The following is a 15,514-nucleotide window of genomic DNA, read 5'->3' on the forward strand; positions in this document are numbered from 1 at the left end:
CCAAGAGATAAGGATGTGATCAAGCCTCGTCGTTATAAACGAACTTGGGCATTTCCCAGTGGAAACGGATCGCCAGCAAGCGCAGCAGAAAGCCGCCGAACAGGGTGATCAGAATCGCCTGCTCACCGGGTAATTGCAGGTAGACACAGAGCAGATAGCACCACGCCGCGGCAAACGAGACGCTGGCGTAGAGCTCGCGGCGGAAGATCAGCGGAATGTCGTTGCAGAAGATGTCCCGCAGGATGCCACCGAACACCCCGGTGATCACGCCGCTGACCGAGGCCACCAGCATGCCGTGGCCCATTTCCAGGGCGGTCATGCAACCGATCAAGGTGAACGCCACCAGGCCCACGGCATCGAGCACCAGAAACAGCGAGCGCAGGTGACGCATCCAACGGGCGATGAAGATCGTCAGCATCGCCGCGACTGAGGTCAGCACCAGGTATTCAGGGTGTTTGACCCAGGTCAGTGGGTAATGGCCGAGCAACACGTCACGCACCGAACCGCCGCCCAACGCCGTGACGCAGGCGATCAGCACCACGCCAAACCAGTCCATTCCGCGACGACCCGCAGACAGGGCGCCAGTCATGGCTTCGGCAGTAATGGCGATCAGGTAGAGCATCAGCAACATGGCGGCGGTCCTTACAAGAAGGCGCGCAGTCTACTCAGATCGTCAGGGCACCAAAAGGGGGCAAGAGAACCTGTGGCGAGGGAGCTTGCTCCCGCTGGGCCGCAGAGCGCCCCCATTTACTGAAAGCGCAATTCTTCAGATAGAACTTTACGACTGCTGCGCAGCCGAACGGGAGCAAGCTCCCTCGCCACAAAAACCGACTCCATACCCAATCAGAACTTGATGAAGTTCTTGCGGTAGTGCTGCAGCTCGGCGATCGATTCGCGGATGTCGTCCAGGGCCAGGTGGGTACTGCCCTTCTTGAAGCTGTCACGCACGTCCGGCGCCCAGCGCGCGGCCAACTCTTTGAGGGTCGACACGTCGAGGTTGCGGTAGTGGAAATAGCTTTCCAGGGATTTCATGTGGGTATAAAGGAAGCGACGGTCCTGGCAGATGCTGTTGCCACAGATCGGCGACTTGCCCTTCGGCACCCATTTCTCCAGGAAGGCGATGGTCTCGGCCTCGGCTTCGGCCATGCTGATGCGGCTGTCGCGGACCCGTTGGGTCAGCCCGGAGCCGCCGTGCTGACGGGTATTCCACTCGTCCATGCCGGCGAGGATCTCGTCGCTGTGATGGATGGCGATCACCGGACCTTCGGCCAAGGTGTTCAAATCACTGTCGGTGACGATGGTGGCCATTTCGATGATGACGTCGGTATCAGGGTTAAGACCGGTCATTTCCAGGTCGATCCAGATCAGATTCTGCGGATTTTGCATGTGTCGGCTCCTAGGCAATGCTGCGCAGTTTAGCCTAGGCCGGTGGCCGGGCGTGCTAAACTCGCGGCCGTTTTACCTAATCGCTGCATTCTCGATACGGAACACCCATGGCCAAACGCCAACTCAATCGTCGTCAAAACTGGCGCATCGAAAAGATTCAGGGCGAGCGCGCTGCCCGCGCCGCCAAACGCGAGTCCTCGGCTGTCGAGGCACTCGAAGGCGGCGACCTGGGTCCGGAACAGACGGGCCTGGTGATCGCGCACTTCGGTGTGCAGGTCGAAGTCGAGGCCCTCGATGGCGAATTGGCCGGCCAGGTGTTCCGCTGCCATTTGCGCGCCAACCTGCCGGCGCTGGTGACCGGCGATCAGGTCGTGTGGCGTGCCGGCAACCAGGGCATCGGCGTGATCGTGGCGCAACTGCCGCGTAAAACCGAGCTCTGCCGTCCAGACAGCCGTGGCCAGCTTAAACCGGTGGCGGCCAACGTCGACTTGATCGTCATCGTCTTCGCCCCGCTGCCCGAGCCCCATGCCAACCTGATCGACCGTTATCTGGTCGCCGCGGAACACGCGGGTATTCGGCCGTTACTGCTGCTGAACAAATTCGACTTGATCGACGAGCAGAACGCCCCGGCGTTGAACGCCTTGCTGGCGGTTTACCGCACGTTGGGCTACCCGGTGCTGGAAGTGTCGGCCCACCACGGCAATGGCATGGAGCAGTTGCAGAAGCAGCTGGACGGGCACATCAGCGTATTCGTCGGCCAGTCCGGTGTTGGCAAGTCGTCGTTGGTCAACAGCCTGCTGCCTGAAGTCGAAACCCGCGTCGGCCCGCTGTCCGAGCTGTCGGGCCAGGGCACCCACACCACCACTACCGCGCGATTGTTCCACTTCCCCGGTGGCGGTGAACTGATCGACTCCCCGGGTATCCGGGAATTCGGCCTGGGTCACGTCAGCCGCGCCGACGTCGAAGCCGGTTTCATCGAGTTCAACGACCTGCTCGGCACCTGCCGCTTCCGCGACTGCAAGCACGACCGCGAGCCGGGTTGCGCATTGCTCAAGGCGCTGGAAGACGGCCGCGTGCAGCAGCAACGGATGAACAGCTATCGGTCGATCATCGCCAGTTTGCCGGAAAGCAGCTATTAAGTAGCCTGGATCATTTTCGTGATGCTACGAAAATGATCAGCAGCATCCCGCAGACACAAAAAAGCCGCGAATATCGCGGCTTTCTCATTTTCAGCGTACGGCTTTTTCCAGCTTCCAGCCCAGCGCATCCAGAGCGTCACAGCCGTCCTGAATCAATATATGTGCAGCATTGGCGAAATGCTCCAGGTCGTGACCTTCGGCGTTTTTGATGCACAGGCAGGTGACGCTATTGAGCATATTGCGGGCGGCTTTGATTCGGTGAGTGGCGGTTTCGAGGAGATCCGAGACTTTGGCTTCGGTGTCGATGTATAGCGTCGGGCCGACGCTGAAGTTGCCTTGCAGAGCGTGGTACTGGGTCATGTTTCTATCTCATCTGATAAGTGAAACTCCCACCCTTTCGCGGCTAAACGAATTGGGTGGTAGCTGTACGCGGGTTAGCCGACCGGACAGATGAACCCGGCACACCCGAAGGTGTCCCACGCACAGCCACCATAGACATGCAGATGCCAGGCAGCAAAAAGCGCCGCGATTATACGGGCGCTTGTGCATCATCTGTTACGACCGGCTAAAGTCGATCACCGATTCGTCGGTGCCGGACGAACTATAGGCGAGGTTCCGGCGAAGTAAAACCCGGTTTATGGGTCTCGGAGCCGTCCTACACCATTCTCCGAACAGTCCTCATTCCTTGATTTTTATCGCCGGTGGCTCAGTCCCATTGTGGGTATAGATCAACTCGCCTTCGATACGCCAACACCTTGCTCGTGCTCCAGATCAACAAGGCGTGTGATGGGGCCATTTGCTTTCAGGCGTTCAGTGACAACTTTTGGCCATAGGTTGCGAGAGCGGCGTTTGGCGAGGCTGTAGGTGAATTCCTGAATGCGAAACCATGGATAAAAGAGAAAAGTCAGAACGAGCATGACTACATCGCTGCCGCCCAAGTAGTTCTTCCCGTCACTTTCCATCCGTCTTTTTTTTATGCCATTGAAGGTGTCCTTGAACCAACCGCTCATGTTTGGCTGCACTGCCAGTTGGCTTTTTACGAAAGCATCAGACTCGCTGTGATTTCCCTGCTCGTCGAAATACGGGCCGTTGTTCATATAGGAACGGATATATTCCCAAAAGCCTTTCTGCATCGCCAATGATTTGCCGAAGGGAGGGCCGATACTGACCATCAATGCAATTTCCGGCGTTTCAAACTGCCACATGCGTATTTCCAGCGAGGTACTTTGCATGCCGCCAATGTGGGTGCCAACGAGCTGGTATTCATTAGCCACGGCGGTTATGCCATCCCATGGAGCGTGGAGCAGTACACCTTCGTGGTTGAAATACACTTCGCGAGTGCGGCGGTTGAACAGAATGGGCAACGGTAAGGGACGAAGGGTTTCCCAAAAAAAAGGAACAAGGAAAAAAGCTGCTGACATGATCAGGCCCATCGGAACGCTTTCCCACTTTCCATTGATCATTAACAAAAAAGCCATTCCTAGCCCACCCAGCCCTATCCACCCGCCAAGACCCGTAAATTGCCCCCGATCCGAATCTCCGCCTGCCTGCAAAGCCAAATAGTGTTCAGTATGCTCATCAGTAATGAACAGCTCCATTGGCTGCTCACCAGTGGGCTTATCCGCTTCCAGCAGTACAGTGGGGATAGCGCTGTATCGCGGCTGATCCAGCGTTTTCATATCCATGCCCAGTCCTTGATTTTTACCGCCGGCAGCGTCAGTCCTTCACGCGGCGAATAGATCAACTCACCCTCAATGCTCCACAAATGCCGCACGCCGTCCTCATGGTAGACGCGTCGGTATGGGGTTATGCCGGCTTGTACAGTAATCCGACTGCCACTATGCCGATCAAAATTTTCACCTGTCCATTCGACCTTTTTGACCCGCTCGGGGTGATATCCGAGTGTATCGCGCCAGACTTCATGGCCCTTGAAGTGGATCATCCCATCCGTCATCTGAATGTTTTCCCCCGGCAGGTTCAGCATCAAGTAGGTGGAGGTGACTTGCCCTTGATAGGGGTGCAACTCTCTCAGTCGGAAGACTTCAAAATTGACAGGAAACAGAATGGGATATAGACGTTCCATTGACTGGGTGTAGTTATTTGACCAACCGCTGTCCGGACGGATACCGAAATGACTGTTTTTTACCCATTTTTCCAGCGGTGAGTCAGTCGTATAGAGCCGGGCAATGACCCCGCCTACAATCACCACGGAGAGCCCCAAAAGCTTGATGCCCAAGTGGGGCACGACATCCAGTCCTTTAGAAATAGCCGCCGCATCCCCTGCTATCACGGCCGCTCGCGCAATGCGCAGTGCTCGAAACGCTTGAGCCTGGAGCCTGATACTTGCTACCGAAGCCCCGATAAGCCCCAGATTAACCGAGAAGCTATCGAAGTCACCTGCCTGGAACGCTTCAAAGGCTTCAAAACCATAAACCACCACATCAAAACAGAGGAAAGCTGATTGCAACAAAGAAGCACCTGCGGCCATTCCCATGGCTCGAACTAACGCGAGCCTCGCTGGAATAGAGTTTTTGCCGCCCTGGCTAATAGCAGAAGTCCAGCTAACCTCTGCTACCCGCTGACCAACTGCCGCACCTGCTGCTCCGACTCCAGCCAAAGCGCCGAAAGCACCAACCCATTTTTTGGTAGTTCCGCTATCTACTAACTGATCCATTGACCAATAAAAATTCAGCCCCGCCATAAACGTCACCAAAACCTTGATCGGCGCTTTATCCCAAGCCCCTTTCAGATCCAGCACGCTACTCAAGTCCACTCCTGATGCCAGATTCACCGGCAACGGTGGCAGTTTGGTGCTGGCCGGCACCAGATGCATGAACGGCACACTCTGCCCCACCGCGCCGACCAGCGGAGCGACACTCAAATGGGCTGGCGCCGCTGGGCGCGTTTCCATCAAATCGCTGTACCACTCGCCCAACTGACGCGACGTAACGCCCAAGGTCTGGATGCGCTGGTCGCTACGGGCCAGGGCCGCCGCCATGTACAAACTCCCCGCTGTGCTGGCCGAATTCTGCGCCTGATGCAGTTGCAACCCGGCCATCGGAGCGATGGCCAGAAACAAGGCCTCCACGCCCGCCGCTGGTTTGTGATGCTTCAGTTTGTCGGCGGTCTTGTTCAGTGCCTCGGCATAGCCGAAAGCACTGGCAAGCTTGCTAGCACCTTCCTGCAACGCCGCCGTGTTGTCGTTGAACGCATCGCCCAGATCGACGAGGTATTTGATTTCACCTTTGCCAAGCCGTGCGGGTAATCCGAGCAAAGCCCAAAGCAGCCAGGGTTTACCCGGCGAGTTACCGCCCAGATTCTGGGTAATCGCCTGAGCACCGATGCTGGTAGTGGCCGGCCCGAGACAAGCCGCCGCGAAATACAACTCCAATGCCTCACGGGCAATCGGTTGGGTAATGTCGAAATGGCCGCAAGCCGTGTCCATGCTCGACGCACCGGTCACTTGCAGGGTGTTGAACCACGCCACCCAGAGTTGGGCCAGACGACGCGTGTCGGCGGTATATCGGTCATTTTGGATTTCCTGATCTCTCCATAGCCGCTGGAGTTCGTCATGGCGGGTGATGGACGGCAACTGTGCACTCAGTTGCCGGTCGCCTTCGCTCAGTGACTTGATGACACTGGCCATCGCCCACGTTTCAGCGTGATGTTCCTGATAACTGTCGAACGCTTCCTTACGCACACGCATCAACGCGGCAAGGTCGAGCAGCACGCCCCACGCATCATCAATAACGGCGTAGGTCTGCTGTTCGCAAGCCTTCATCTGCTTTAGCACTTTCAACCAGTCGGGTGCGTGCTCCGTTTCGGATTGACCGCTCCAGCCGTAGCTCGTCGCATCGGTGTATTCACCAATCTGCTTGGTGACGGTGTCAACCGTGCCGCTGAACGGCGCGACACCCGGAACAAAACTGCGCATGATGCGCTGACGCACGGCGGGGTCTTTTCTGGCGGCCTGGTATTGCGCTTCACTCCAGCGAACGGGCGACCAGACCAATCCGGTAGGGTCGCCCGCTCTTAACACCAGATGGGGTTTGACCCGAATGTCGATCACCCTGCCCGCACGCGGGGTTTGGGTGAGCTGAGCTTTTTCGACCTGATATTCAACCAACTTGGGCGGACTGCTCTCCCAGACGTAGAGCCAACCGTCGCGCAACAAACGCGAGGTGTAATTGAGCGCATGCCCGGTCAAGTCAGGATGCCGAGGCCCCAACTCGGGAAACGAGCCGCTCAGCGCTGGCAAGTCGTAGGCATCGGTATCGACAGCGACGGTTGGACCGAGGGCGTATCGCAGAGGCAAAACGGCAGCGAACAGCGGGCAGGTTCCAACGCGGATTTTATTCTGGGCACTCATGCGTTTTTCTCCGAGTTGGCGGGAAGGCTCAGTGCATGCAGAAGCGGCTCAGGCAAGGTGATTTGCGCGGCCAGACCTTTATTGGCCGGTGCTGAGTCGAATTCAGGCGCTTTGTTTTCCCAAGCGCACACTGGCGCGTTGCCATGGCGTAGCCAGACGCTTTCCACACCAAACCAAAAGCCTGCTGGCCATTGCGCTCCCGCCAAACAGGCGCGTCGCAAAACCGAGCCATCCGCCAGGCGCAGCCACAGCTCTCGCTCATATTCATCAAATATGCGCAACCGACGTTGCAGGATCGGTAGCCATTGTTGTGCACTCTGTGGAGAAGCCAGCCAAACACCGTGTTGCAAGTCAGAGCCACCCCACCATGCGGCGTAGGCCGCGCTACCAAGTGAGGCATTGAGTAGAAATGGCCCCGCTGCGCCAATCGGCTCGTAGGCGGTTCCCTTGAAAAGCGATTGAGGAGCGTCTGCGCCGTAGTGCTCGTGAAGCCAATCGATAGCGTCCTCATACTGGGAACCGTCAAGCAGGAGCAGGCCTTTGTTCGGGGTGATCGGGGTCATGCTTCAGCCCTCTCTGTTAACTGATGTTCCGGGGCGGCATCGCATATCGGGCAAATGCCGGAATCGGCCTCACGAAAGACGATGTTCTGTTTGAGTAGTGCTTCCATGGGAAGGGTGTCGACAACCACTGCCTCGTCAGCTTGGGGAACTACTGACAGTGCCGCCTGCCCGGGCAGGCCCACGACCGGCGAACCACCCTCGACAATAGCGACACTGCTGAAAATCCCGCTCGAATTGATAACGATGTGCTGACCACCGGCCTGCAACGTCAAGCTCGTTCCAGCATTAATGACCACGTTGGCAGCGGTGACATGGGCCTGCGAACCGGCCTGAATCACCAACGTGCCCTCTGCCGTCGTGCTGCTGTTGCCGGTGATTGAGATGAGTTCGTTGCCGCCGATCACCGTGTTGCGCACACCTTGGGTCGTGCGCAACTCGTCGCCCTTGATCAGGCTGGTGCTGTGGTTGTCGACCTGTTCGAAGCGGTCGTTGCTGATCAGGCTGTGGCTGTCGCGGGTGATCTGTTCGCGGCGGTCGTTGCCAATTTTGGTATCGCTGTCGTTGAGGATCAGTTGTTCGAGGTCGCGTTGGGCGCGCAGGTAGATTTGTTCCTGCCCGGCGCGGTCTTCAAGCGACAACTCGTTGTAACCCCCGGTGTCCGGGGAGCTGTGGCTGCGCAAGACGGTTTTGGTTTTGTGCTCGGGCAAGGGGTATGGCACAGGCGTGAGCTTGTTGGTCACGCACCCGGTGATCAATGGCTGGTCGGGGTCGCCGTCCAGATAGGTGACGACGACTTCCATGCCGATACGCGGAACGGTCACTGCCCCAAAGCCATCCCCCGCCCAACTGGATGACACCCGCACCCAGCAACTGCTTTTTTCACTGTTGAGTTCGGCCCGGTCCCACGGCAGTTCGATCTTCACGCGACCATACTCATCGCAGTAGATCTCTTCGCCGACAGGGCCGGTGACTCGGGCGGTCTGGCTGACCAGCGCCGATCGTCGTGCAGGTAGCGGTGGCCGATAAAGCACATCCCATGGAATGGCGCTGAAGTGGTTGCGATAGCCTTGGGTAAAGCCGTCTTCAGGTTTGACGTCGCTGGTGATGGCCTCTTCCAGTGACTGAGGCTGTTTTCCGGCGTGCGACACACTGAGCAACAGCCACAAATCGTTGCACGCTTTACGCGGGTGTTCGGTCAGGTTAAAAAAGTGACCACTGCGCAGGCACGGCTGATCGCTCTGGCCCTCGACCAACTGGTAATCGGCACGGTGCCGCTCCAAGGCCTGGCGAGCGAGTTGTTTGCCGCGTTTTTCGTTCTCGATGAATACGGGGTAGCGATAGTCTTCAAGCTCAGGGCTGAACTCGGCCGTGAAGCGGCTTTCCAGCAACAGACTCGGGCGTTGGAAGTCGTAGTCCCGGCGCGTGGTCGTGCTGGTGCGGCTGCGAAAGCCCATGGAAAACTGCTTGACCACCGGGTGGTCCGCCACCATGCCGGAGTCTTGTTGATAAGGGGTTTCGCCCAGTTTGGGGAGCCAAGTCTGGTCGTCGGTGAACACCAGCAAATGACCGTCTGCCGAATGCTGGTGATGCCACGCGATGCCGTCCTCGGCGCACAGGCGCTGGACGAACTCCAAATCGCTTTCCCCCAACTGAGTGCAGTACTCGCGCTCGGGGCTGGTACTGACATGGAAGGTAAACGCATCGGCCTGAATGCCGTGGCCTTTGAGCACCTGAGCAATGATTTGCGGCACGGTCAAGTGCTGGAAAATCCGTTGATCGTAGCTGAACTGCAAGTAGTGCAGCGTCGATACAAGGGTCAAGTGATAACGGGTCAGGCGTTTGCCGGCTTCACCGACGAACACCTCTTCAATATGGCCATGAAGGCCTTCGCCGTTAAGTCCGAACTGGAGAAATGCAGTCTGACTGAGCAGGCTCTCCAGATCGAAATCCGGGTTTTCGCTGACCAGTTCAACCTGGATCGCGTACAAGGCACTGATGGCCTCAACACCGTCAAAGGCGAAGACTTTGAAATCGTGACGAACAGCGGGGATGTGCAGCGCGAAGTGCGCCGTATTGGCCGATCCGAACATACGCTTATCCTTAAGCAAAGAGGAAATGAAGCGCGATGTCCAAACCGTCCGTGATCTGTGCACGCGAAATTGGCGGGCACGCTAACAAGACAGGCAAAGGATGGATGTAGGACTGTTCTTTAAACCCAGAAGGAATCTTCGCAATCGAAGATCAGCCTCTCAACGAACAACAAAAATAAAGATTGGTAGGATCCCATCCCCGAAAGCACGGACAAAAAAGCCGCGACGATCGCGGCTTTTTTGTATTTCAATGCTGACCAATCAATGGCCGAACGGTTACTCGCGGCGCAGGTCAATCCTTTTTGGGTCGTGGGGGATTGTCCTGACGATAGGTGTGCTGGGGTTTGATGACCAATTGCCTGACCTGACTGTCCAATTCTTTGCTGTGATACAGGTCCAGGCATTTGAGCAGCTCAAAGCGAACGCCTTTTCGCTCTGATTCGACCAGTGGATTGTGATAATCACGAGCCAGAAACTGATCAACCAGAGTTCTACCGGCTTGAGGTGCTTGCTCCAGATCGAAATAGGTCCAATCCATAAGCGCGCTGGCACTGCTTCCGGCGTCCTGGGCGGCTTCAGATTCGCTCTTGTAGGCTGTGGCGATGCAGTCTGCCAGCACCATATCCTTGTAGTTTTGCGCGTAGGTGCGCCCGCCTGCCTGTGGGGAGTGGGTCGGATCATCCTTGGCCCAACTGTTGGAAGGTGCGACTGCCCAAGCCAGAGCCAAGACCGCAGTCAAATATTTCATCAAGACAAACTCCAGAAGTTTGCGCGGTCGGTTTGATAGTTCACACCTGGCTCATTGAAATAGCAGACAAAAAAGCCGCGATGATCGCGGCTTTTTTGACCTCAGGAAACCGCTGCCGGCGGTTTCGGTTCGACGGTCTTCAGCTCAGGCTTCTGAAACGGGTACAGGTGCTGGCGCAGGATACCGCCCGGCAAGTCCTTGCCAAAAACACCGTAGCGCGTCGGCCACTCCTTGGGCGGCAACTTGAAGGTGCCGAACAGCATATCCACCAACGGCGTATGGATCGCATAGTTCTTGTAGATGTAATCCTTGTGCCGGGCATGATGCCAATGGTGATAACGCGGCAGGACCATCACATAATTCAGCCAGCCGCCGTTGATCCGAACATTGGCATGGGCCAGCACGGCCTGTACGCCGACCAGAATCACATAGGCGTTCAACGCCTGGGGCGCGAAGCCCAGCAGCATCAAAGGCACCAGCACGCCGGTGCGAGTCAGCAGAATCTCGATGAAATGAACACGCGAACCGGCGAGCCAATCCATGTGCGTGCTTGAGTGATGCACGGCATGGATGCGCCATAACCACGGCACCACGTGATACAACCGATGCAGCCAGTATTGACCGAGGTCGGCCACCAGCACCGCCAGCAAAAACTGCACAACGATCGGCAGGCTTTGTACGCTAGCCTGCAAGTTCGTCGACACCGCCCAACCGGCTATATAGCTCGACGAGGCGGTGATGAAAATCAGGATGAACTGCACCAGCATATGACTGACGAAAAAGTAGGTCAGGTCAGTTCGCCAGTGCGGACGCAGAATGTTTTGCTCGGGGTCCTTGGAATAGAGTTTTTCCAGCGGGATAAAGACGATGGCCGACACCAGCAGGGCCAGTACGAACCAGTCCAGCCCCAGCGAATACGGTGTCTGCCCTATAGAGCTGACCTGCACATTGGTGCCGCCAAGAAACACCGCCAGCCCCGAGGCAACAAGTCCGGTGATCCCCAGGCGCTTGCGCGTGTTGAGCAGGATATTCAGGGTGCCGAGGCAGAAGGACAGCACCAACCCGAGCAACAGCGTGGTGCGCGCAAACTGCTCGTCGTACACCTTGCGCAGTTCGGCGGTGGTCAGCCATTCGGGAAAGAGAAAGCAGAATACCGCCAGCAGGCTCAATAGCCCGAGCGTCGCCGAGATGTAGCCACTGACCCGGCCTTCACCAAACTTGAAGGGTGCGTTGCCATGTCGCTGAAAATAGGACTTGAGTCTTTCCATTACCGGTCTTCCATGATTCCGAAAACAAACTTGCAGTGAGTTGAGTCATTGCGACGCTGCACTGACGCAGCCAGAGACAAAAAAGCCACGACTATCGTGGCTTTTTTGCAGGTTATTGCTTGGGCGGTACAGCAGGTTTGGCCGGCTCACCCGACTTTGGCGCAGGAGCATCAAACAGATTCAAACGCTCACGAAGCTCATGGGCCGGCAGCGGTTCTTTATCCGCCGGCAATGCGTTCGGATCGGCTGGCGGCGCGGGCACTTCGCCCGGCCCGCCCTGCCCCTGCGTCGGCGCTGGCGCCGGTTCCGCACCTTGCGAACCTTCGATGGCACGCTGGGCTTTCTTGGTCAGCACGATGATGTCGATCCGACGGTTGACCGGGTTGAACGGGTTCTCCCGGTCGAACAGCGCCGACGAGGCATAACCCACGACGCGCGCTACCTGAGCGTCCGGATAGCTGCCGGCGACCAACGCGCGACGAGCTGCGTTGGCGCGGTTGGCCGAGAGCTCCCAGTTACCGAAGTCGCCGGTGCCCGAGTACGGCTTGGCATCGGTGTGGCCGCTGATGCTGATCTTGTTCGGCACCGCTTTGATGGTGTCGGCCATGGCCAGCAGGATGTCTTCGAAGTACGGCTTCAGACGGGCACTGCCGGAGTCGAACATCGGGCGGTTTTCGGCGTCCACGATCTGGATGCGTAAACCGTCCGGCGTGATTTCGAACAGAATCTGGTCCTTGAATTTCTTCAGTTGCGGGTTCTCTTCGACCTTGTTCTGCAGTTCTTGCAGCAACAGTTCGAGACGTTCCTTCTCGACCTGCTCGGCCATGCCTTCAACCTGCTCGGCGTCGATGGTCACCTTGTCTGGCTGCGGCTGAGATTTCACCTCGGGGTTGAGGGTGTTCTCCGGCGCCAGGGTCGGCGTGCCGCCCAAGTCGATGATGTACGGCGTGCCGCTTTCGGAAAACCCGACCGGGTCCTTGAAGTAACCGGCGATGGCAATCTTCTGTTCAGGCGTCGCGGTGGACAGCAGCCACAACACCAGGAAGAACGCCATCATCGCCGTCGCGAAGTCCGCGAAGGCGATTTTCCAGGCGCCCCCGTGATGCCCGCCGGCGATGCGCTTGACGCGCTTGATGATTATCGGCTGGTTATTTTCCATGACTTAGCGACCGCGAACCGCTTGTTCCAGCTCAGCGAAGCTAGGACGGTGCGCCGGGTACAGAACCTTGCGACCGAACTCCACCGCCAGCGACGGCGGCATCCCGGAAGCCGAAGCCACCAGCGAAGCCTTGATGGCTTCGTAGATGTTCAGTTCTTCCTTGGCATCGTGAGCCAGGGAGTTGGCCAGCGGACCAAAGAAACCGTAGGCCGCGAGAATACCGAAGAAGGTACCGACCAGTGCCGCACCCACGTGCAGACCGATGGATTTCTGGTCGCCTTCGCCCAGGGACGCCATGGTCACCACGATCCCCAATACCGCCGCGACGATACCGAAACCGGGCATGGCGTCGGCGATGCCGTTCACCGCGTGGGACGGGTGCTCGAGGTCTTCCTTGAGGCTGTAGAGTTCCATGTCGAACAGGCCTTCGAGCTCATGGGGAGCCATGTTGCCGGAGGACATGATGCGCAGGTAATCGCAAATGAACGCGGTCATGCGCTCGTCTTTGAGCACTGCCGGGTACTTGGCGAAGATCGGGCTCGCGGCGGCATCTTCGATGTCACCTTCGATCGCCATCATGCCTTCGCGACGGCTCTTGTTGAGGATCTCGTAAATCAGCCCCAGCACTTCCAGGTAGAAGGTGTGGTTGAAACGCGAACTGAACATGCCCAAGGACTTCTTGAGCACGTGCATCGTCATATGACCGGGGTTGGCCTGCAGGAATGCGCCAAGGGCTGCGCCACCGATAATCATCACCTCGAAAGGCTGGATGAGGGCGGCAATCTTGCCGTGGGAAAGCACGTATCCGCCGAGCACGCTCGCGAATACGACAATGATGCCGATAATTTTAGCCATAGGTAGGAGAGCACTTACTGAGTCGGGTTCAAGGTCATATTCGGAAGTTAAAAAATCTCTTCTTCTACTTATCGGCAAAACTGCGCCAGACTATAGCCAGTTCAGGCGAAAAGCCAATTTGACCCGCACCGGGCATAGGTAATGCAGACGATGATCGCGTCCAGACATGGCTAACGAAACGAACGTCCCAACACCAAAACCGACCACACTCGAAGGCTGGGTCAAGCTTCTCGATGGCGTGCGCCTGCCGGTTCCGCAAGCCAGCCACGACCGCGTCTGCAAAGCCATCCGCGATAGCCGCAGCTCACTGCGCGACATCGCCGAACTGATGCAGGACAGCCCGGCCCTGGTCTTGAGCGTGATTCGCGAAGCCAATCGCCACACCCATGGCAGCTTGACCGAGCCTGCCGAGAACCTTGAGGTGGCGATCAATCGCCTCGGCTTGAAACGCACCGAAGAATTGCTCGAGCGCCTGCCCGCCGAACCCCACTCGCAGATTCCCATCGCCCTGCGCCAGCTTCAGCTGATCAGCCAGCACGCCACCCAGCAGGCCAACGGTTTTTTTGCCAGTCGCCTGGCGCGGTTGTGGCAGGACATCCATTGGGGCAGCCTGCTGTTTCTTTCACCGCTGTGGCCCATGGCGTTGACCCATCCGCAGTTGCTTGAAGAGTGGGAATTGCGGGTCATCCATAAAGGCGAGTCGGCACGCAAAGTCGAACAGCAATTGTTCGGCGTGCGCCTGCTGGAAATCTGTCTGGCGCTGGTGGACACCTGGCGTTTGCCGATCTGGGTCCAGCAGGGTTATCGACTGCTGCGCAGCGAGCAACGTGAACTGGTGAAAGTCCTGCGCATCGCTCGCGACAACGATCACCCGCTGCGCCAACAGAACCGCCTCGACGACGACCCGACGCTGCGCCGCTGGCTCAATCAGCCAGCCAATACCGTGCTGCTGGCCAACGGGCTGGCGTTGTCGGCTCAACAGGCCTGGGACAGTCCCCACTGTGAGCGTTGGCAGTACCTCACCAGTCTTTACCTGCAAATACCGATGGATGAAGTGCAGCAACAATTGCACCAGCAAGCCGCCAACAGCGCCCGCCATCACGCCATGCCGGACCTCTGGCACCCGGCCGTCGCGCTGATCTGGCCGTGGGGCACGAATCGCGTGCACGCCGGTTTGCTGCCAGCAGCGGCGCCGACTGCCGAGGACCTGGCGAAGTGGCGTAAGCAATGTGCCGAATTGCTGGTGGAGCCAAGCCGCTTTACCAATGCCATGCACTTGACCACATCTGCCCGAGACGCTCTGGTGGCGTGCGGCATGCGGCGGGTGATGATCCTGATGGCCGATCGCACACACGCTAATCTGCGTGTGCAGCAGACCGCCGGTCTGCCAAAGGAAGTCGCCGGTCTGAACCTGATAGTCAGCCAGAGCACCGTGCTGCAACGCCTGCTCGCGCAACAGGCCCAGGTGCGCCTGACGCCGGCCAACAATGCACAATTCTCGGCCCTGTTGCCGGCCAGCCTGCGTAAACAATTCGGTGGCGAACACTTGCTGCTGCGCTCACTGGTCAACAACGGCCGGGTGATCATGATCGTGGTGGCGGATCAGGGCGGTGGGCCGTTCTCGGAAATCACCGTGCAAGCTTTCGGCAAAACCGCGCAATGCATCGAAAAGGCCCTGCACAGTTTTAGCCACCGCTAGCCGGTCAGTTAAGTGAAGGCCAAGACCTGTGGCGAGGGGGCTTGCCCCCGTTGGGCTGCGAAGCAGTCCTGAAACCTGCAACCTCGTTCTGCCAGGCACACCGCATGCACCGGATTCGCGACTGCTTCGCAGCCGTACGGGGGCAAGCCCCCTCGCCACAGAGCCTGGCCATCCGTTGTTTCCTGTGCCGAAATAACTGATAACAGGCCCTCATGACGCTGCGCTACAATCCTCCCCT

General features: G+C 58.0%; 13 protein-coding genes. 2 read left to right on the forward strand and 11 right to left on the reverse strand.

Going from position 1 to position 15,514, the window contains the following annotated elements; genetic code table 11:
- Positions 1-19 precede the first annotated feature (19 nt).
- Complete coding sequence (locus AACY49_RS09430; protein ID WP_258697824.1) at positions 20-631, reverse strand: trimeric intracellular cation channel family protein; 612 nt, start codon at positions 629-631, stop codon at positions 20-22.
- 212 nt (positions 632-843) lie between these two features.
- On the reverse strand, positions 844-1,386 hold the full coding sequence (orn, locus tag AACY49_RS09435) for an oligoribonuclease (RefSeq protein ID WP_007939601.1): 543 nt from the start codon (positions 1,384-1,386) through the stop codon (positions 844-846).
- Positions 1,387-1,493: 107 nt separating this feature from the next.
- Here orn and rsgA point away from each other — a divergent pair, with 107 nt between their 5' ends.
- Positions 1,494-2,525 carry a small ribosomal subunit biogenesis GTPase RsgA gene (gene rsgA / locus AACY49_RS09440; protein ID WP_258697825.1) on the forward strand — a complete coding sequence of 344 codons (1,032 nt, stop codon included), beginning with the start codon at positions 1,494-1,496 and terminating at the stop codon, positions 2,523-2,525.
- A gap of 90 nt (positions 2,526-2,615) precedes the next feature.
- Here the strand turns inward: rsgA and AACY49_RS09445 are convergent, their stop codons facing one another.
- The 9 genes from AACY49_RS09445 to motA form a co-directional block, all read right to left on the reverse strand.
- Positions 2,616-2,885 (reverse strand): hypothetical protein, encoded by a 270-nt coding sequence (locus AACY49_RS09445; RefSeq protein WP_339523207.1) that lies wholly within the window; start codon positions 2,883-2,885, stop codon positions 2,616-2,618.
- A 368-nt stretch (positions 2,886-3,253) separates the two neighbouring features.
- Entirely contained in the window at positions 3,254-4,210 is a 957-nt protein-coding gene (locus tag AACY49_RS09450; protein ID WP_339523209.1) for a hypothetical protein, read from the reverse strand.
- Positions 4,201-6,894 (reverse strand): toxin VasX, encoded by a 2,694-nt coding sequence (locus tag AACY49_RS09455; RefSeq protein ID WP_339523211.1) that lies wholly within the window; start codon positions 6,892-6,894, stop codon positions 4,201-4,203. Before AACY49_RS09455 ends, AACY49_RS09450 begins: the two co-directional genes overlap by 10 nt.
- Positions 6,891-7,457, reverse strand: coding sequence for a DUF4123 domain-containing protein (locus AACY49_RS09460; RefSeq protein ID WP_258697829.1), 567 nt, complete (start codon positions 7,455-7,457; stop codon positions 6,891-6,893). The genes AACY49_RS09455 and AACY49_RS09460 overlap by 4 nt, the downstream gene beginning before the upstream one ends.
- On the reverse strand, positions 7,454-9,547 hold the full coding sequence (tssI, locus tag AACY49_RS09465) for a type VI secretion system tip protein TssI/VgrG (protein ID WP_339523216.1): 2,094 nt from the start codon (positions 9,545-9,547) through the stop codon (positions 7,454-7,456). The genes AACY49_RS09460 and tssI overlap by 4 nt, the downstream gene beginning before the upstream one ends.
- 292 nt (positions 9,548-9,839) lie before the next feature.
- Positions 9,840-10,295, reverse strand: a complete 456-nt coding sequence (locus AACY49_RS09470) for a type VI secretion system amidase immunity protein Tai4 (protein ID WP_258697831.1) — start codon at positions 10,293-10,295, stop codon at positions 9,840-9,842.
- Positions 10,296-10,396: 101 nt separating this feature from the next.
- Positions 10,397-11,563, reverse strand: coding sequence for a sterol desaturase family protein (locus tag AACY49_RS09475; RefSeq protein ID WP_258697832.1), 1,167 nt, complete (start codon positions 11,561-11,563; stop codon positions 10,397-10,399).
- Positions 11,564-11,675: 112 nt separating this feature from the next.
- Positions 11,676-12,722, reverse strand: a complete 1,047-nt coding sequence (gene motB / locus AACY49_RS09480; RefSeq protein ID WP_258697833.1) for a flagellar motor protein MotB — start codon at positions 12,720-12,722, stop codon at positions 11,676-11,678.
- Positions 12,723-12,725: 3 nt separating this feature from the next.
- The gene (motA, locus tag AACY49_RS09485; protein ID WP_258697834.1) at positions 12,726-13,577 is read right to left on the reverse strand and encodes a flagellar motor stator protein MotA; all 852 of its coding nucleotides are present in this window, start codon (positions 13,575-13,577) and stop codon (positions 12,726-12,728) included.
- Between the two features lie 166 nt (positions 13,578-13,743).
- Between motA and AACY49_RS09490 the strand changes: the two genes are divergently transcribed.
- Positions 13,744-15,276 (forward strand): HDOD domain-containing protein, encoded by a 1,533-nt coding sequence (locus AACY49_RS09490; protein ID WP_339523224.1) that lies wholly within the window; start codon positions 13,744-13,746, stop codon positions 15,274-15,276.
- Positions 15,277-15,514: the final 238 nt, after the last annotated feature.

Origin of the sequence: Pseudomonas sp. EL_65y_Pfl2_R96, from assembly GCF_963970905.1 — a bacterium.
Lineage (GTDB): Bacteria > Pseudomonadota > Gammaproteobacteria > Pseudomonadales > Pseudomonadaceae > Aquipseudomonas.